This is a genomic window from Streptomyces sp. NPDC005303 (genome assembly GCF_040607335.1).
Classification (GTDB): Bacteria; Actinomycetota; Actinomycetes; order Streptomycetales; family Streptomycetaceae; genus Streptomyces.
Window position 1 is genome coordinate 154,625 of sequence record NZ_JBEXGM010000008.1, and the last position, 17,344, is coordinate 171,968.

The 17,344-nt window shown below is 69.3% G+C and carries 15 protein-coding genes; 4 read left to right on the forward strand and 11 right to left on the reverse strand.

What is annotated here, in order from left to right; genetic code table 11:
* Positions 1-29 precede the first annotated feature (29 nt).
* Positions 30-1,394 carry a carbohydrate-binding protein gene (locus ABZT93_RS14960; RefSeq protein WP_356103936.1) on the reverse strand — a complete coding sequence of 455 codons (1,365 nt, stop codon included), beginning with the start codon at positions 1,392-1,394 and terminating at the stop codon, positions 30-32.
* A 176-nt stretch (positions 1,395-1,570) separates the two neighbouring features.
* Positions 1,571-3,196 (reverse strand): alkaline phosphatase D family protein, encoded by a 1,626-nt coding sequence (locus ABZT93_RS14965; RefSeq protein ID WP_356103938.1) that lies wholly within the window; start codon positions 3,194-3,196, stop codon positions 1,571-1,573.
* Between the two features lie 105 nt (positions 3,197-3,301).
* Here ABZT93_RS14965 and ABZT93_RS14970 point away from each other — a divergent pair, with 105 nt between their 5' ends.
* Together ABZT93_RS14970 and ABZT93_RS14975 are read left to right on the forward strand one after the other, a co-directional pair.
* Positions 3,302-3,526 carry a zinc ribbon domain-containing protein gene (locus tag ABZT93_RS14970; protein WP_053850450.1) on the forward strand — a complete coding sequence of 75 codons (225 nt, stop codon included), beginning with the start codon at positions 3,302-3,304 and terminating at the stop codon, positions 3,524-3,526.
* Between the two features lie 84 nt (positions 3,527-3,610).
* Positions 3,611-4,237, forward strand: a complete 627-nt coding sequence (locus ABZT93_RS14975) for a DedA family protein (protein ID WP_356103941.1) — start codon at positions 3,611-3,613, stop codon at positions 4,235-4,237.
* Here ABZT93_RS14975 and ABZT93_RS14980 read toward each other — a convergent pair.
* The 3 genes from ABZT93_RS14980 to ABZT93_RS14990 are packed head-to-tail and all read right to left on the reverse strand — an operon-like array spanning position 4,212 to position 8,719.
* Entirely contained in the window at positions 4,212-5,036 is an 825-nt protein-coding gene (locus ABZT93_RS14980) for an HAD family hydrolase (protein WP_356103943.1), read from the reverse strand. The two genes, ABZT93_RS14975 and ABZT93_RS14980, sit on opposite strands and share 26 nt — an antisense overlap.
* A complete protein-coding gene (locus tag ABZT93_RS14985; RefSeq protein WP_356103945.1) occupies positions 5,036-7,531 on the reverse strand; it encodes a phosphoribosyltransferase in 2,496 nt (831 codons plus the stop codon). Before ABZT93_RS14985 ends, ABZT93_RS14980 begins: the two co-directional genes overlap by 1 nt.
* A gap of 24 nt (positions 7,532-7,555) precedes the next feature.
* The gene (locus ABZT93_RS14990) at positions 7,556-8,719 is read right to left on the reverse strand and encodes an HpcH/HpaI aldolase/citrate lyase family protein (protein ID WP_356103947.1); all 1,164 of its coding nucleotides are present in this window, start codon (positions 8,717-8,719) and stop codon (positions 7,556-7,558) included.
* A 206-nt stretch (positions 8,720-8,925) separates the two neighbouring features.
* Here ABZT93_RS14990 and ABZT93_RS14995 point away from each other — a divergent pair, with 206 nt between their 5' ends.
* Positions 8,926-9,711, forward strand: a complete 786-nt coding sequence (locus tag ABZT93_RS14995) for a TerD family protein (RefSeq protein ID WP_356103950.1) — start codon at positions 8,926-8,928, stop codon at positions 9,709-9,711.
* A 6-nt stretch (positions 9,712-9,717) separates the two neighbouring features.
* Here the strand turns inward: ABZT93_RS14995 and ABZT93_RS15000 are convergent, their stop codons facing one another.
* The 6 genes from ABZT93_RS15000 to ABZT93_RS15025 all read right to left on the reverse strand — a co-directional run bounded on the left by ABZT93_RS15000 (position 9,718) and on the right by ABZT93_RS15025 (position 14,231).
* Positions 9,718-10,455, reverse strand: a complete 738-nt coding sequence (locus ABZT93_RS15000) for a Tellurium resistance (protein ID WP_356103952.1) — start codon at positions 10,453-10,455, stop codon at positions 9,718-9,720.
* Positions 10,456-10,542: 87 nt separating this feature from the next.
* Positions 10,543-11,691, reverse strand: a complete 1,149-nt coding sequence (locus tag ABZT93_RS15005) for a DUF475 domain-containing protein (RefSeq protein WP_356103955.1) — start codon at positions 11,689-11,691, stop codon at positions 10,543-10,545.
* Positions 11,692-11,816: 125 nt separating this feature from the next.
* Positions 11,817-12,392, reverse strand: a complete 576-nt coding sequence (locus ABZT93_RS15010) for a TerD family protein (RefSeq protein ID WP_356103957.1) — start codon at positions 12,390-12,392, stop codon at positions 11,817-11,819.
* Between the two features lie 138 nt (positions 12,393-12,530).
* On the reverse strand, positions 12,531-13,106 hold the full coding sequence (locus ABZT93_RS15015; RefSeq protein ID WP_356103960.1) for a TerD family protein: 576 nt from the start codon (positions 13,104-13,106) through the stop codon (positions 12,531-12,533).
* A gap of 124 nt (positions 13,107-13,230) precedes the next feature.
* Positions 13,231-13,689: a peroxiredoxin gene (locus ABZT93_RS15020; protein WP_356103961.1), complete on the reverse strand. Its 459-nt coding sequence runs from the start codon at positions 13,687-13,689 to the stop codon at positions 13,231-13,233.
* A 110-nt stretch (positions 13,690-13,799) separates the two neighbouring features.
* The gene (locus ABZT93_RS15025; RefSeq protein ID WP_020116104.1) at positions 13,800-14,231 is read right to left on the reverse strand and encodes a DUF3052 domain-containing protein; all 432 of its coding nucleotides are present in this window, start codon (positions 14,229-14,231) and stop codon (positions 13,800-13,802) included.
* A 343-nt stretch (positions 14,232-14,574) separates the two neighbouring features.
* Here ABZT93_RS15025 and aceE point away from each other — a divergent pair, with 343 nt between their 5' ends.
* Positions 14,575-17,322, forward strand: a complete 2,748-nt coding sequence (aceE, locus tag ABZT93_RS15030; RefSeq protein WP_356103964.1) for a pyruvate dehydrogenase (acetyl-transferring), homodimeric type — start codon at positions 14,575-14,577, stop codon at positions 17,320-17,322.
* The last annotated feature ends 22 nt before the right edge of the window (positions 17,323-17,344 follow it).

Below are 17,344 nucleotides of genomic sequence, written 5' to 3' on the forward strand. Positions count from 1 at the left end.
CTGCCCCCCGCCGCGACGTCACCGCATGCTCAGACGCGCTGCCACAGCCCAGGAGCGAGGGCGGGCTGCCACGCGGCCTGCGCCTGATGGGACTGCAGGCACTCGTACGTGACACCGTCGAGGGTCACCCGATCCCCGACCTCGTACACCCGGCCCACGGCCCAGCCACCCTCCTGGCCGTCCTCGGGGGCGGAGGTGCCGCTCCCGCTCGTGCTGGTGCTGAGCGTGAGGCCGTAGGTGCTGAGCAGCGGGTTGATCGGCTGGTAGAAGGTCGTTCCACCGCTTGTGCAGTCGCCGGAGCCCCCGGAGGTAACGCCCTGGGCCTGGACCCCCGAGATGAACGAGCCACCGGAGTCACCCGGCTCCGCGCACACCGTCGTACGGGTCACGCCGTTGACGGTGCCCTCGGCGTAGTTGACGCTCGTGTCGTGCTGCTCGATCGTGCCGCAGTGCCAGCCCGTGGTGGAACCGGACCGGCACACCGCGGCACCCGTCAGGGCCTGCACCGAACCGGCGGTCTGCACGTCCTGGCCGCCCTCGCCCTTGACGGCGGGCGTCGCGGTCCAGTCGCTGTTGACGCCCACCCACGCCATGTCCTGCCCGGGGAAGACGGACGCCTGGAAGGTGCCCTGGGCGACCTGGTTGTACCCGTCGGTCCTCGCCCCCGCCTTGCCGCAGTGGCCGGCCGTGGCGAACCCCTGCTGGGCGCCCTTGGTGACGCCGAAGCCGACGGAACAGCGGGCCGTGTCGTCGATGTAGAAGGCGTCCCCGCCCCGGATGTCGTACAGCGTGCGCGGCTGATCGGCCGTCACCTCGACGTCCACGAGCGCGCTGTCGACGCCGGCGGCCTTGATGAGCGTGTCCGCGGCGGCGCGGCTCGTCGCCTGCACCGTCACCCGGTTGGTCCGTACGTCGATGTACCGGACCGGGGTGTCCAGGCCCTGGCCGGTGACGGATCGGTCCAGCTTCGTCTTGGCCGTCTTCAGGTCCGCCAGCGGCGTCTTGACGACCACCGCTCGTGCTCCTACGGCCTCGATGGCGGGGGTGTCCGCCACGTCGGTGCTCGCGACGGTCAGGTCGGCGGAGGTGGCGCCGCTCACCCACGCTCCCGCGAAGCGCTTGCCCAGCGCGTTGTGGAGCCGGCCGGCCCGGGTGCCCGCCTCGGCCTCGTTCACCAGGCGGGTCCTGGCCTGCGCCTCGGTCAGGCGCAGATCGCGCTCCATGGCCCGCAGGACCACGGGTGCGGGGCTGTCCGCGCCGAGCGTCTCGGCGGCGGAAGATGCCGGCGTCGGCGCGGGGGGCTCGACGGCCGCGGCCGCGGGCAGCCCCGTGAGCACGAGTGCGCCGAGTACCGTCAACGCGGCACAGCCGGCTGAAACGTGTCTGTGGGCCATCAGGCGTCTCCTCGGGTGGGTTGCAAGAGGTCTCGAATCCCTAGGTTTTGCCGAAAACGGCTCAGTCGATGTCCGTCACCCGCTCGTTCCGCGCATCGGACGACAAGTTGGGGCCGCCCGGCGGAGCACGGGATGCCGCCGGGGCGCCACACCGGGTACCGGCGCCCCGCGGCCGCTCACGCGGGGGCGAGCCCCGGCTTGCCGGCCTCCGTCACAAAGGACGCGGCGGTCGAGATCGGCGCGCCCGGAGTCGTCACGGCGGACACGGTCCGGAAGTCGGCCCGCGCCTTCTGCCGGTCGAGCGTGACCCGCACATAGCCGCGGCGCCCGTTGTAGAACTTCAGATGCGGATTGGCCTTGAGGTAGGTGTCCCACGTGGACGGTTTCTCGGCGCCGTCCCGGCCGCTCGCGACCGACGTGGCGGTGAACTCCGTGCCCAGGGTCCTGGAGGCCTGGTCGTCGAAGTCGTCCTTGATGTCGAAGGCGTACGCGGCGTGCACGTCCCCGGTCATCACCACCAGGTTCTCGGCCCCGGCCGACTTCGCACCGTCGAGGATCCTGCGACGTGAGGCCCGGTAGCCGTCCCAGGCGTCCATGGACATCTGCGGCTGCGCGGTCAGGTCCAGTTTCCGCTGGGAGAAGCAGACCTGTTGCGCCATCACGTTCCACAGGGCCTGCGAGGCACGCCAGCCGTCGATCAGCCAGCTCTCCTGCTCCGCCCCGGTCATGGTGCGCGCCGGGTCGTCCTGCAGGGGGCCGCCGGTGTGCTTGGTGTCCGCGTACACCTGGTCGGAGCGGTACTGGCGGGTGTCGAGCACGTCGAACTGGGCGAGCGTGCCCCACTGGAGCCGGCGGTAGAGCTGGGCGTCGGGGCCGTTCGGCAACTGTGCGGCGCGCAGCGGCTGGTTCTCCCAGTAGGCCCGGTAGGCGGCGGCACGGCGCAACAGGAACTCCTCCGGCGGGTCGTCGTTCTCGCTGATGGCGCCCGCGTAGTTGTTCTCGGTCTCGTGGTCGTCCCAGGTGACGACGAAGGGATGCGCCGCGTGGACCGCCCTGAGGTCCGGGTCGCTCTTGTAGAGGGCGTACCGCAGCCGGTAGTCCTCCAGGGTCATGGCCTCACGGTTGAAGAGGGCGGGCAGCTTCCGGTCGGTGTAGGCGCGGTGGCCGCCCACGGAGCTGACGGCGTACTCGTACAGGTAGTCGCCGAGATGGAGGACCACGTCGACGTCGTCCTGGGAGAGATGGCGGTGGGCCGTGTAGTACCCGTCGAAGTAGGCCTGGCAGGACACGGCGGCGTAGGTGAGCGACGCGGCGGCGGCGGTGGTGAGCGGCGCCGTGCGGGTACGGCCCGTCTCGCTGATCCAGGTCCCGGCCTTGAACCGGTAGTAGTAGACCCGGCCGGCCTCGAGGCCGTCGACGTCGACGTGCAGGGTGTGGTGGTACTCCGGGTAGGCGACGGCGGTGCCGCTGCGGACGGGAGCACCGAAGCTCTCGTCGGAGGCCAGCTCCCACTGGACGACGACGTACTGCTGGGGCAGGCCGCCGTCGGGCTCGAAGGGGGCGGGGGCGAGCCGGGTCCACAGGAGCACGGAGTCGGGCAGCGGGTCCCCGGAGGCGACGCCGAGCGTGAACGGATCACTGTCGATCCTCGCCGCGTCGAGTTCGCCGGAGCCGGACACACCCTGGGCCGGCAGCTGCGTGCTGAACGCGAGAGCGGCGGCCGCCGCGGTGACCGTGAGAAAGCGGCGCCGCCCGAAGTACCGTGCGGCGGCACGTAGTTCGGGGTCGTGTCGTGAAGCCAAGGGGGCTCCTCCCGCAGTTGATCGCCGGCAGAGAACCCCAGCATGCTAACCAGACAATGATCAGATTTCGGACATGCCTGTCGGAGCGCCGGTTAACCTGTCCTCATGCCTCGCTACGAATACCGCTGCCGGACCTGCGGCGACACCTTCGAACTCAGCCGCCCCATGGCCGAGTCCTCCGCCCCCGCCGACTGCCCCGCCGGTCACGACGACACGGTGAAGCTGCTGTCGACGGTGGCGGTGGGCGGCTCGGCGTCCGCGTCGGCCCCCGCACCCCAGGCGGGCGGCGGCGGTGGGGGCGGCTGCTGCGGCGGAGGCTGCTGCGGCTGACCGCCGCACGCGAAACCCAGCACGAGAACCGAGCACGCGACCCTCTTCAGGCTGCCTTCAGGTCCCCGCACCTAGCGTGGGCCCATGTCAGCCATCGACTGGGTCAACGGCCTCATGGACACCCTCGGCGCGCCCGGCGCCGGGGTCGCCATCGCCCTGGAGAACCTCTTCCCGCCCATCCCGAGCGAGGCGATCCTGCCGCTCGCGGGCTTCGCGGCGAGCACCGGCCGGATGAGCCTGGTCGCCGTGCTGCTGTGGACGACGGCGGGCTCGGTGATCGGCGCCCTCGCGCTCTACGGCATCGGCGCGCTCCTCGGCCGGGACCGCACGGTGGCGCTCGCGGCCCGGCTGCCCCTGGTGAAGGTCTCGGACATCGAGAGGACCGAGGCCTGGTTCCTGCGGCACGGCCCCAAGGCGGTGTTCCTCGGCCGGATGATCCCGGTCTTCCGCAGCCTCGTCTCGGTCCCGGCAGGCGTCGAACGCATGCCGCTGCCCGTGTTCCTGACCCTGACCACCCTGGGCAGCGCCCTGTGGAACACGGCGTTCGTCCTCGCGGGCCACGCCCTGGGCGCCAACTGGACCCAGGTCACCGACATCGTGTCCGCGTACTCGAAGGTCGTGCTCGTGGCCGCCGCACTCACGGTCGTGGCGTTCGTCGCCGTACGACTGCTGCGGCGGCCCTCCTCTACTGAGGCGTCCGAACCGTCCTGAGCAGCTCCCGCAGGATCCGCTCCCCCGCCAGCACGCCTCGCTCCGGCAGCGCGCTGATCGCCGGCGCGGTCCAGTTCTCGTCCGCCAGCTCCCCGTGCCCCGGCCGCCAGCCCCGGTCGGCGGCGAGCAGCAGATCGGCGTCGAGCAGGGAGTCGCCCGCGGCCAGCGTCAGGGTGGCCCCGGTACGCCGGGCCACCTCGCGCACGGCCGCGCTCTTGGTGAGGGGCTTGGGGACGGCGTAGATCTTGCGGCCCTGGAGCGAGACCGTCCAGCCGCGGGGCTCGGCCCACACCGCGAGCTCCTTCACCCAGTCCTCGGGCAGCAGTTCGCGCTCGACGACGAGGTAGGCGAAGAGGTCCTCGGCGATCCGGTGCTTGCGCACCCACAGGGGGTCGGCCGTCGCCTGGAGGTGCGCGCTGATCTCGGCCAGCGAGGCGCACTCGTCGGCGAGGCGGGCCGTGACGCTCCCGTGCCAGTCGAGGTCGGTGACCCCGTCGACCAGCAGGTGGCCGCCGTTCGCGCAGATCGCGTAACTCGGCACGGGGCCGGGGAGGTTGATGCGCTGGTACTGCTTACGGGTGCGGGTCGTCGTCGGCACGAAGACCGCCTCGTCCCCGAGCTCGCAGAGCAGTCCGGCCGCGGTCTCCGTCATGTACGACAGCGGCCTGCTCTCGTGCACCTCGACACAGAGCAGCCGGGGCGCCCGCGCGTCCGGCATGGTCAGCGCGAGGGCGGCGGCGGAGTAGATGAGCGTACGGTCGAGGTCGCTCGCGACCAGCACCGGGGCCTGGACCGGCATCAGAGCGACACCGCCCTGCCGTCGGCACCAGTGGCGCCGCGCGTGTACTTCGGGTGGATCAACCCCACGCAGGTGTACGGGAGTTCGGCGACCTCTTCCACCGGGACACCTCTCTGCTCGGCCAACAGGCGTACGTGGTCCAGGTCCGCGCCCGCGCCGGCCCGCGCCAGGATCTTCCAGGGCACCCGGCGCAGCAGCACCCGGGTGGTCTCGCCGACACCCGGCTTGACGAGGTTGACGTCGTGGATGCCGTACTCCTCACTGATGCGTTCGACGGCCGCCCAGCCCTCCCAGGTGGGCTCGCGGTCGCCGGCCAGCAGTTCCTTCACGGTGGCGTCAACGGCGTCCGCGACCTCGGGGAAACGGGCGGCGACGGCGTCCAGGAAGTCCACCGACACGTCCGCGCCCGCGAGTTCGCGGTAGAACTTCGCGCCGTGGAAGTCGTGCGGGCCGACCAGGTCGGCGCGCAGCACCGTACGCGAGATCAGGCCGGAGACCGTCGAGTTGAGGCAGGCGGAGGGGATGAGGAAGTCCTCACGGGTGCCGTACGTGCGCACGCACGAGCCCGGGTCGGCGAGTACGGCGATCTCCGGGTCGAAGCCGGTGGGGCCGCCCTCGGCCTCGAACTTCCGCACCGCTTCCGTCAGTTCGCGGGTGATCGCGCCCTTGCCGGTCCAGCCGTCCACGAACACGACGTCGGCGGGGTCGTGGTGTTCGGCCAGCCAGCGCAGGGCGTTGGCGTCGATGCCGCGGCCGCGGACGATCGAGACCGCGTAGTGCGGCAGGTCGAGACCGTGGCGGAACCGGGCCCAGCGGCGCATCAGGACACCCACGGGGGTGCCGGCCCGGGCGAGCGAGACGAGGACGGGCCGGGGCGAGCGCTCCTGGAGCACGATCTCCGTGACCGCGCCGACGGCCTGGGCGAGCCTCGCGGAGGACTCCGTCAGGGCCGTCCGGAACAGCTCCTGGTACTGGTCGCTCGGCTGGTACTCCATCGGCAGGGACTCCGCGTAGTGCGCGCCGCCGCTCTGGATGGCCTCCTCGCGCTCCTCGGTCGGCGCCTCCAGCGTGACGTCCGAGAGATCCTGGAGCAGCCAGCCGACGTCCTCCGGGGCGTAGGAGGAGAAGGCGGGGCCGCGGAGGGGCTCAGGGAGCATGGAGGGCCTTTCGGGGGTGTGGCTGGGGACGACGGCGAGGACGACCTGCCGGGTGTGCGCGGCGAGTTGGGCCAGGAGGCCGTCCGGCGCGTGGAGTTCGGGGGTGTCGGCGGCGGAGTCGATCACGGCGACGACCGCGTCGAAACCGGCGCCGGCGACGTTGTAGGCGTAACGGTCGCCGGGGCCGTCCGCCGGGTTGTCGTGGGCCGGGAAGGTCAGGCGGGTGCGGATCGCGTATCCCGGGTCGTCCACGGCGAGCACCGGGGAGCGGGTCGTGGTGGAGAACGTCACCTCGACGCCTTCGGCGACCTGTTCCAGCTCGCGGGCGAGTCGGAGGGGGGCGTACATCAGCTCTTCGAAGCCGAGGATGTGCACGCGGTGCGCGTCTCCCGGGAGGGCTTCTGCCAGGCGGGCGGCCATCGCGGGGAGTTCGGATTCGAGGCGTATTCGGTGTGCCGGGGTGAAGCCGTGGCGGCCGCCGTCGGGGAGGTCTCGGGGCCACGAGAGGTCTATGCGGTTGATTGCCGGGTGCGGGTGTGTGGGGGCTGGTCGCGCCCACGCGGCGGTAGCCGCAGATTCAATGCAGCCCCGCGCCCCTGAGTGGGTTTCCTCGAACCTCGCTACAAGGTCCTGCCCTTTCTCCAACACCCCCTCCGGCAGCTTTACGGTGCCGGAGGCCGCCGCCACCAAATCCACCCTCGCGCCTATCTCCCCAGCGAACGCGGACAGCCGCCCCGCGTCCGCCTCCGACCGCATGTCCACCAGGGCGACCACCACGTACCGGTCCCTCGGATACCGGTCGTGCAGGTCCCTGATCGTGTTCAGGACCGTGTTGCCCGTGGAGAACTCGTCGTCCACGAGGACCAAGGGGCCGTCGCCGGTCAGCAGGGCCGGGTCCTCCGGCAGCAGGAGATGGCTCGTGGCATGGGAGTGGGACTCCTCGAAGCCGCCCGCGGGGGCCACGCCGGGGACCGGGCGGCGGGTGGAGTGGAGGTAGGGGGCGAGGGCGATGCCGTCGGCGACGGAGTGGCCGAGGCCGGTGGCGGTCTCCGCGTACCCCAGGACGACCGCCCTCGCGGCCTCCTCGTCGCCCAGCAGCTCCCGTACCCGGCGACCGAGGGCGAATCCGTGGCCGTAGACCACGCTCGGCGACTGCGGGACGTGTTTGCCCAGCACGTTGGAGACCAGCAGATGGGCCCGCTTGGGGTTGCGGCGCAGGGCCAGTCCCAGCAGGTCGGTCAACCGGTCGTCACCCACGAGTTCGACGCCCAGCCGGTCGGCGACCCACGTCCCCGACCAGACCTCGCCCGGCGTCCCGTCGTTCACTGCCTTGTTCATGCGTCCCTTGGTGTCCACGGATGTTCAGCCGGAGATCCCGGCGGCGAGCAGCTCCACGAAGCCGATGTCCTCGTTGGCCACCCCGAAGACCTCGGCGCGCAGCAGCGTCCGCTCGGCCCAGGCGCGATGCGGCTTCACTTCGTTCATCTTGTTGGTGTACTGCGACCTCAGCACCCCGCCGCCGCCGCGCTCGGGGCGCAGGATGTCCTGCGCATCGCTGAACTCCTCGTGGCTGACCACGGACAGCGCGTGCACGGGCAGCACGTGGGAGGGGTGGATGCAGGTCTTGCCGAGCAGTCCGTTGGCCTGGTCGAGGGTGATCTCGCGCAGCAGGCCGTCCATGGCGTGCTCGATGAGGGCCTCGCGCAGTTCCTCGGCCTGGCCCTCCAGGAAGGGGCTGCGGCGCAGCTGCGGCTTGAACATGCGCTCCTGGACCCGGAAGTACTCCCAGACCGGCCCGGTCACGGTGAAGCCGGTGCCGTCGGCGCGGCCCAGCATGTTCACCACGTCGGCGATCACGGAGGCGACGATCTGGACGTCCCAGGCGGTCATGTCGGGGGCGCGGCGCAGGCCGTAGGAGGAGCAGAAGTCGGTGACGCCGAGGCGGAGTGCCAGGACCCGCTCGCGGTACTTGTCGACCGCGCGGGCGATGCCCTCCAGGGTCTCTACGCGCGTCTCCCGGTAGAGCAGCTCCGGCGACTCCAGCACCGGCATGGCGAACAGCCGGTGTCCGCTCGCGGCCTCGGCACCGGAGAGGGCCTCCAGGAAGGGGATGCCGCGCTCCTCGGTGAACTTCGGGAGCACGAATCCGGACAGCAGCCGGACCGCGGGACCGAGCCGTCGTACGAGATCGGGTATCTGCTCGGGGTGGCGGACCCGGATGAAGAGCAGCGGGAGGTCGACCTGCCGCTGCGCGAGGTCCGTGAACTGCCGGACGAGGTTCTCCTCACCCTGGGCGACGTCCTCGTCACCGATGGAGTCTTCCAGGCACAGCACCATCGAGACCACACCGCGTCCGGTCTGCTTGACGATGTCGTCGGCGAGCCGCGGCCGCGTGGCCGGACTGTAGAGCGTGGCGCCCAGGGCCGCGGAGAGCAGCCGGGCCGGGGAGTCCGAGGTGAACTCGCAGGGCTCCTGGTGGAAGAGGCGCTGACGCACCTCAGGGGCAATGTGCCCGAAATGACGCATATGACTCCCCCGTGGTTGCTGTGTCACCCGTAAAGGGCTCACAGGTGGCCGGTAATAGTACGTAGGTACCCATGTCCGAGGTTCCCACCGGGCATGAATTTCAGGTAACGCAGACAAACACGGCCATGTCGACACCGGTACGACATGAACCGGTATCCCGTACCCCCGCGTTGTCGTGATCAGGACCGAGAGGGCAGGATGACCGCATGACGCACGCCATGCTGAAGGGGTCGAACGTCCCGCTCGAAGCCACCACGGTACGCGCCGTACTGTGCTGGGCGCCCGGGCAGGGGGTCCCGGTCGTCGACGCCTCGGCGCTTCTCCTCGGCCCCGACGGTCATGTGCGATCCGACGAGGACTTCGTCTTCTACAACCAGCCCCGGCACCCCTCCGGGAAGGTCTGGCTCCTGGGCAAGAAACGCCTCGCCGAGGGTCCCACCGACACGATCCAGACAGATCTCGCCGGTGTCGAGCCCGACGTCAGCCAGATTCTCCTGGTCGCCTCGGTGGACGACGAGGCCACGTTCGCCCGCGTACAGGGCCTGCGCATCCTGCTGTACGACGCCTCGGTCGCCGACGGCGAGCCGCTGATCCGCTTCGACATCAAGCCGGAGACGGGCCAGGAGACGGCCCTGATCTGCGGCGAGCTGTACCGCCGCGGCGAGGGCTGGAAGTTCCGCGCCCTGGGCGAGGGCTATGTGGAGGGCCTGCAGGGCCTGGCCACGGACTACGGCATCGTGGTGGACGAGTCCGACTCCCCGGAGGCTCCTTCCCAGCCCGAGCCCACGTCGTCCCCGCTCCCCCCGGAGCAGCCGGCCCAGTCGGCCACCTCGGTCCCCACCCAGCAGGCCTACGGCTACCCGCAGCAGGCGACCCCGGCGACAGCCCCGGTGCCGGCGTCGGGTTACGGCTACCCGCCCCCGGTGCCTCCGGTGCCGGCCGGGGCGGAGTTCCGCCTGCCACCCCAGGGACCGCAGTTCATCGGGCGGTAGCGGCTCTCACCGGTCCGCCTTCGCCTTGTAGCCCCGCCCCCACTGCAGCCCCCACCCGTACAACCGGTCCAGCTCGCCCTGGAAGCCGTACACGAACTGCACCTCACGCCGTACGACGAGCTCGCCCTTGATGTTCTCGATCATCACCACCGCGCACGAGCGGGCCTGCGGGTGCCGCTCGTCGAGGCCTATCTCGATACGCGGCCCGTTGCTCGGATACAGCGTCACGATCGCGTGCGTACGGTCGAACGCCGGTGTCTGGTCGTAGATGTACACGAAGACCAGCAGCCGCTTGATCTGGTCCCGGTGATCGAGGTTGACGTACATCGTCTCGCCGGACGCCGACCCGAACCGGTCGTCCCCGCTGAGCTTCACGTACGGCGGGGCGTTGACGTCACCCAGCAGGCCGCCGAGGGGCTGGACGACCCCCTTCGTGCCGTCGGCCAGCTCGTACAGACACCCCAGGTCGAGGTCGACGTTGACCATGCTCTGGCTGTGCCCGAGGACCTCCGGCGGCTTGAGCGCCTTGAAGGGGTGCCGCAGCAGTGACTGCCGCTGTGGGCCCCCGATGTCGGAGGTCCGCATCCGCCAGGTCAGGTTGACGCGGAGGTTCCCGGTCGCCGCGCCCTGCTTGGTGAGCGAGACCCGGTTGTGCCGCTTGGTCAGTTCGATCGCGTTGCTGGCCGCGCTGCCCGAGTCGAAGTCGACCTCGCGGCCGCCCCGGAGTCCGTCCAAGAAGCCCATTCCCGCCCCCATGTTCACTTTGGAGAAACCGGCGGGGCGGCCGGAGGCCGGCCGCCCCGCTCAGAGCGTTCCTCACCGGGAAGGGTGTCACACCCCGGACGAGACCTCAGTCTTCTCGTCCGAGCCCGCGGCTTTTCCCTCTGCGGCCGCGAGCGCCTTGTTGCGGCGCACGGAGGACCAGAAGGACCAGCCGATCAGGACGACCCCCACGAGACCGGTGATGATCTCGTGGATCTGGTACTGGATGGTCACCATGAGGATCACCGCGAGGGCGCCGATCGCGTAGTGCGCGCCGTGCTCCAGGTAGACGTAGTCGTCGAGGGTGCCCTGGCGGACCAGGTACACGGTCAGCGACCGGACGTACATCGCGCCGATGCCCAGGCCCAGCGCCATTAGGACGATGTCGTTGGTGATGGCGAACGCGCCGATCACACCGTCGAAGGAGAAGGAGGCGTCGAGGACCTCCAGGTAGAGGAACATGAAGAACGCGGCCTGGCCGGCCATCAGGACCGCCGACTTGGGCTTGCCCTGGCGCTCGGCCTGCTCCTCCTCCTCGTGCTCGCGTTCCTCGTCCTCTTCGAGCTTGTCCTCGAAGTAGCCGGAGAGTCCGCCGACCACCATGTAGGTGATCAGACCCGCGATGCCGGAGATCAGGACGGTCTGCGCCTTGTCGACGTGCGCGCCGCCGTGCTGGTGGGCGTGGGTGGCGAAGGTGAAGGCGGTGATCAGCAGGACGACCAGCGCGATGCAGACCGACAGCATGTCGACCTTGCCGAGCTTGGCCAGCGGCCGCTCGATCCAGCGCAGCCACTGGATGTCCCGGTCCTCGAAGATGAAGTCCAGGAAGATCATCAACAGGAACATGCCACCGAACGCGGCGATCGCCGGGTGCGCGTCGGTGACCAGCTCCTGGTAGTGGTCCTTGTTGTTGAGGGCGAGGTCGACCGCCTCGATGGGCCCCATCTTGGCGCTGATGGCGACGATGACCACGGGGAAGACCAGCCGCATGCCGAACACGGCGATCAGCACGCCGACCGTGAGGAAGATCTTCTGCCAGAAGGCATTCATCTTCTTCAGGATTCCGGCGTTGACCACCGCGTTGTCGAACGACAGGGAGATCTCGAGGATCGAGAGGATCGCCACGATCCCGAAACCCTCCCACCCCCCGTAGAGGACCGCAGCGACCAGGCCGAGCGCGGTGACCGCGAACGACCAGCCGAAGGTTTTGAGAACCACTGGCTACCCAATCCGTACGTGTACGGGGGACCCCCGTGCCGCACTCGGCTTTACGAAACTTTGAAGCGAAGTGTAGTCGGGCACCCTCGAAGCCCCACCCGGCCCCGCCTTTTGCTCATATCGCGTTATGAGACGTTGACTCCGAAGTCGAGGGCGATGCCCCTGAGGCCCGACGCGTACCCCTGCCCCACCGCCCTGAACTTCCACTCGCCCTGGTAGCGGTAGAGCTCGCCGAAGATCATCGCGGTCTCGGTGGAGGCGTCCTCGGAGAGGTCGTAGCGGGCCAGTTCCTGGCCGTCGGCCTGGTTGACCACCCGGATGAAGGCGTTGCTGACCTGGCCGAAGGTCTGGCCGCGGTTGTCGGCGTCATGGATCGACACCGGAAAGACGATCTTGTCGCAGGAGCCCGGCACCTTGGCGAGGTCGACCAGGATCGACTCGTCGTCGCCCTCGCCCTCACCCGTGAGGTTGTCGCCGGTGTGCTCGACCGAACCGTCCGGGCTCTTGAGCTGGTTGTAGAAGATGAAGTACTCGTCACCCAGGACCCGCCCGCTGCTGCACATCAGGGCGCTGGCGTCGAGGTCGAAGTCGGCTCCGGTGGTGGAGCGCGCGTCCCAGCCGAGTCCGACCATCACCTGGGTGAGGTTGGGTGCGGCCTTGGACAGGGAGACGTTTCCCCCCTTGGCGAGCGTGACGCCCATGTGCTGTTCCCTCCCCGAGAGTGTTTCCGTGCTGTTCCTGCACTCCCCCGAAGGGGGCGTCCCCAAGCGCCGCACGCACACGGTGCGGCGCCGGACGAAGAGAGCCGGGGCCGGTCCGGGGACCGGCCCGGTGAGGTCCTAGACGTTGACGCCGAAGTCCTGGGCGATGCCGCGCAGGCCCGAGGCGTAGCCCTGGCCGATGGCGCGGAACTTCCACTCGGCGCCGTTGCGGTAGAGCTCGCCGAAGACCATGGCGGTCTCGGTGGAGGCGTCCTCGGAGAGGTCGTAGCGGGCGATCTCGGCGCCGCCGGCCTGGTTGACGACGCGGATGAACGCGTTGCGCACCTGGCCGAAGGACTGCTGGCGGTTCTCGGCTTCGTAGATCGAGACCGGGAAGACGATCTTGTCGACGTCGGCCGGGACGGCGGCCAGGTCGACCTTGATCTGCTCGTCGTCGCCCTCGCCCTCACCGGTGAGGTTGTCGCCGGTGTGCTCGACCGAGCCGTCCGCGCTCTTGAGGTTGTTGAAGAAGACGAAGTTCGCGTCGCTGGCGACCTTGCCGGCCGCGTTCAGCAGCAGCGCGCTGGCGTCCAGGTCGAAGTCGGTGCCGGTCGTGGTGCGGACGTCCCACCCCAGACCGACGATGACCGCGGTAAGGCCCGGGGCCTCCTTGGTCAGCGATACGTTGCCGCCCTTGCTGAGGCTGACTCCCACGAGTCCTCCATTTGGTGTCCGGGGGCCGGGAGCCCCACAGTGCGTGCGATGTCGGATGATGTCGGATCAACGTTTCGATCCTAGTGACGGGTTCCCGGCCCACGCAGTCCCTAAGGGCGAACAATCACAGGGTGTCGAGCGCCTTCACGTACTCGTTCAGGTCGCGGGCGTCCGGCAGGGCGTTGACGACGGTCCAGCGGACCACGCCCTCCTTGTCGATGACGAAGGTGCCGCGCACCGCGCAGCCCTTGTCCTCGGCGAAGACGCCATAGGCCCGGGAGACCTCGCCGTGCGGCCAGAAGTCGCTGAGCAGCGGGTACTCCAGGCCCTCCTGCTCGGCGAAGACGCGCAGGGTGTGGATGGAGTCGTTGGAGACGGCGAGCAGCTGGGTGTCGCGGTCCACGAAGGTGGGCAGGTTGTCACGCAGCTCGCACAGCTCACCGGTGCAGACGCCGGTGAAGGCGAAGGGGTAGAAGAGCAGCACGACGTTCTTGCTGCCACGGAAGTCGGACAGCTTCACGGCCCGGCCGTGGTTGTCCTTGAGCTCGAAGTCGGGGGCCTTTTCGCCGACCTGGATCGCCATCGCGTGGATGTCCCTTCGGGGGCTGTTCGAGTGACGAGACCACCCTACGCAGCGATCACCACAGGGAAAGCGGACGGGCCGGTCGCGCCGGCCCGTCCGTTTGTACGGGGCTACTTCTTGGACTTGGCCGCCTTGGGCGTCACCAGCCGGCTGCCACTCCAGTCCTTGCCCACGCTGACGCTCTTGGAGGCGGACAGGCCTGCCGTCGTCGCGGCTTCGGAGATGTCACTCGGCTCCACGTAGCCGTCCCGGCCGGTCTTCGGCGTCAGCAACAGGATCGAGCCGCCCTCCTCGATGTACGTGGTGGCGTCCACCAGCACATCGGTCAGGTCGCCGTCCTCGTCACGGAACCAGAGCACCACGGCATCGGCGACGTCGTCGTAATCCTCGTCCACAAGGTCGCTGCCGATTACTTGCTCGATGGCCTCGCGGAGTTCCTGGTCTACGTCGTCGTCGTAGCCGATCTCCTGGACCACCTGCTCGGGCTGGAACCCCAGCCTCACGGCAGGGCTCGTCTCCGCGTGGTCCGCGGTCGCGCTCACGGGTTGCCTCCTGATCTTGTCTTTGGGTATGTCTCAGCCACGCGCGTGCGCGAAGCATTGGCCGTAGTCCACACGGGCGGGGCGGATCGCGCAAGTACCCGGCGTTTCAGACCGCCGAAACGGTGACGTTCCGGAACGTGTCACCCCAACCCCAGGCACATCATCGCGGTCGCGTCGTGACACATGCCACACCTTTCTGCCCTCTTTGCGTGTTTGGGAACCATACCCGGGTACGGACCTCCGGGTTACCCCGCAGTAGAGATGACGTTTGGCCCCCCGAGGTACACGATGGGGAGCGGTGCAGACATACAGAAATACGGCCCTCTGACAGGTAAGGAACAGCGTGGCTTCCGGATCCGATCGCAACCCGATCATCATTGGCGGCCTTCCGAGTCAGGTTCCTGACTTCGATCCCGAGGAAACCCAGGAGTGGCTCGACTCCCTCGACGCCGCCGTGGACGAGCGCGGCCGGCAGCGGGCCCGCTATCTGATGCTGCGGCTCATCGAGCGGGCCCGCGAGAAGCGCGTCGCCGTGCCCGAGATGCGCAGCACGGACTACGTGAACACCATCCCGACCGGGGCTGAGCCGTTCTTCCCGGGCAACGAGGAGATCGAGCGCAAGATCCTGAACGCCACCCGGTGGAACGCGGCCGTGATGGTCTCGCGCGCCCAGCGTCCCGGGATCGGCGTCGGCGGCCACATCGCCACCTTCGCGTCCTCCGCGTCCCTCTACGACGTCGGCTTCAACCACTTCTTCCGCGGCAAGGACGAGGGCGACGGCGGTGACCAGGTCTTCTTCCAGGGCCACGCCTCCCCCGGCATCTACGCGCGCGCGTTCCTGCTCGACCGCCTCAGCGAGACGCAGCTCGACGCCTTCCGCCAGGAGAAGTCGAAGGCCCCGTACGGGCTCTCCAGCTACCCGCACCCGCGGCTGATGCCGGACTTCTGGGAGTTCCCGACCGTGTCGATGGGTCTCGGCCCGATCGGCGCGATCTACCAGGCGCGGATGAACCGCTACATGCACGCGCGCGGGATCGCCGACACGTCGAAGTCGCACGTATGGGCGTTCCTCGGCGACGGCGAGATGGACGAGCCCGAGTCGCTCGGCCAGCTGACCATCGCCGCGCGCGAGGGCCTCGACAACCTGACCTTCGTCGTCAACTGCAACCTCCAGCGCCTCGACGGCCCGGTGCGCGGCAACGGCAAGGTCATCCAGGAGCTGGAGTCGGTCTTCCGCGGCGCCGGCTGGAACGTCATCAAGCTGATCTGGGACCGGACCTGGGACCCGCTGCTCGCGCAGGACCGCGACGGCATCCTCGTCAACCGGATGAACACCACCCCGGACGGCCAGTTCCAGACCTACGCCACCGAGTCCGGCGCCTACATCCGCGATCACTTCTTCGGCGACGACCAGCGGCTGCGCGCGATGGTCGAGGGCATGACCGACGACCAGATCCTGCACCTGGGCCGCGGCGGTCACGACCACAAGAAGATCTACGCGGCGTTCAAGGCGGCCGTCGAGCACACCGGCCAGCCGACGGTCATCCTCGCCAAGACCGTCAAGGGCTGGACGCTGGGCCCGAACTTCGAGGGCCGCAACGCCACGCACCAGATGAAGAAGCTGACGGTCGACGACCTCAAGGGCTTCCGCGACCGGCTGCACCTGCCGATCTCCGACAAGGAGCTGGAGTCGGGCGCGCCGCCCTACTACCACCCGGGCCGGGACTCGGAGGAGATCCAGTACATGCACGACCGCCGACTGGGTCTCGGCGGTTATGTCCCGACGCGTGTCGTGCGTGCCGAACCGCTCGCACTGCCGGACGACAAGACGTACGCGACCGTGAAGAAGGGTTCCGGTCAGCAGTCGATCGCCACCACCATGGCTTTCGTACGACTGCTCAAGGACCTCATGCGGGACAATGAGATCGGCAAGCGCTTCGTGCTGATCGCGCCCGACGAGTACCGCACCTTCGGCATGGACTCGTTCTTCCCGAGTGCGAAGATCTACAACCCGCTGGGGCAGCAGTACGAGTCGGTCGACCGGGAGCTGCTGCTCGCGTACAAGGAGTCGCCGACGGGTCAGATGCTGCACGACGGCATCTCCGAGGCGGGCTGCACGGCTTCACTGATCGCGGCGGGTTCGGCGTACGCCACGCACGGCGAACCGCTGATCCCGGTCTACGTCTTCTACTCGATGTTCGGTTTCCAGCGCACCGGTGACCAGTTCTGGCAGATGGCCGACCAGTTGGCGCGCGGATTCGTCCTGGGCGCGACCGCCGGACGTACGACGCTGACCGGTGAGGGGCTCCAGCACGCGGACGGCCACTCGCAGTTGCTCGCCTCGACCAACCCGGGCTGCGTGGCGTACGACCCGGCGTTCGGGTTCGAGATCGCGCACATCGTGCAGGACGGTCTGCGCCGGATGTACGGGCCGACCGCCGACGGCAAGATGGGTGAGGACGTCTTCTACTACCTCACCGTGTACAACGAGCCCATCCAGCACCCGGCCGAGCCCGAGAACGTCGACGTCGAGGGCATCCTCAAGGGCGTCCACCGCTTCTCCGAGGGCACCTCGGGGTCGATCCCGGCGCAGATCATGGCGTCCGGTGTGGCCGTGCCGTGGGCGGTCGAGGCGCAGAAGATCCTCGCCGAGGAGTGGGACGTCAAGGCGGACGTCTGGTCGGCGACCTCCTGGAACGAGCTGCGGCGTGAGGCGGTGGCCTGCGAGGAGTACAACCTGCTGCACCCGGAGGAGGAGCAGCGGGTGCCGTACGTGACGCGGAAGCTGGCCGGGGCGCAGGGTCCGTTCGTGGCCGTGTCCGACTGGATGCGGTCGGTTCCCGACCAGATCGCGCGGTGGGTACCCGGCACGTACCAGTCGCTGGGCGCCGACGGGTTCGGCTTCGCGGACACGCGGGGTGCGGCGCGGCGGTTCTTCCACATCGACGCGCAGTCGATCGTGGTGGGCGTGCTGACGGAGCTGGCACGGGAGGGCAAGGTGGACCGGTCGGTGCTGAAGCAGGCGATCGACCGGTACCAGTTGCTGGATGTCTCGGCGGCGGACCCGGGGGCTGCCGGAGGAGACGCGTAGTCGTTCGGCTGCGGGTGCGTGG

Bases quoted from the DNA above. Each gene is read 5' to 3' on its own strand.
- ABZT93_RS14960 (WP_356103936.1), bottom strand. From the start codon at position 1,394: ATGGCCCACAGACACGTTTCAGCCGGCTGTGCCGCGTTGACGGTACTC.
- ABZT93_RS14970 (WP_053850450.1), top strand. From the start codon at position 3,302: ATGCCTCGCTACGAATACCGCTGCCGGACCTGCGGCGACACCTTCGAA.
- ABZT93_RS14975 (WP_356103941.1), top strand. From the start codon at position 3,611: ATGTCAGCCATCGACTGGGTCAACGGCCTCATGGACACCCTCGGCGCG.
- ABZT93_RS14980 (WP_356103943.1), bottom strand. From the start codon at position 5,036: ATGCCGGTCCAGGCCCCGGTGCTGGTCGCGAGCGACCTCGACCGTACG.
- ABZT93_RS14985 (WP_356103945.1), bottom strand. From the start codon at position 7,531: ATGAACAAGGCAGTGAACGACGGGACGCCGGGCGAGGTCTGGTCGGGG.
- ABZT93_RS14990 (WP_356103947.1), bottom strand. From the start codon at position 8,719: ATGCGTCATTTCGGGCACATTGCCCCTGAGGTGCGTCAGCGCCTCTTC.
- ABZT93_RS14995 (WP_356103950.1), top strand. From the start codon at position 8,926: ATGACGCACGCCATGCTGAAGGGGTCGAACGTCCCGCTCGAAGCCACC.
- ABZT93_RS15000 (WP_356103952.1), bottom strand. From the start codon at position 10,455: ATGGGCTTCTTGGACGGACTCCGGGGCGGCCGCGAGGTCGACTTCGAC.
- ABZT93_RS15010 (WP_356103957.1), bottom strand. From the start codon at position 12,392: ATGGGCGTCACGCTCGCCAAGGGGGGAAACGTCTCCCTGTCCAAGGCC.
- ABZT93_RS15020 (WP_356103961.1), bottom strand. From the start codon at position 13,689: ATGGCGATCCAGGTCGGCGAAAAGGCCCCCGACTTCGAGCTCAAGGAC.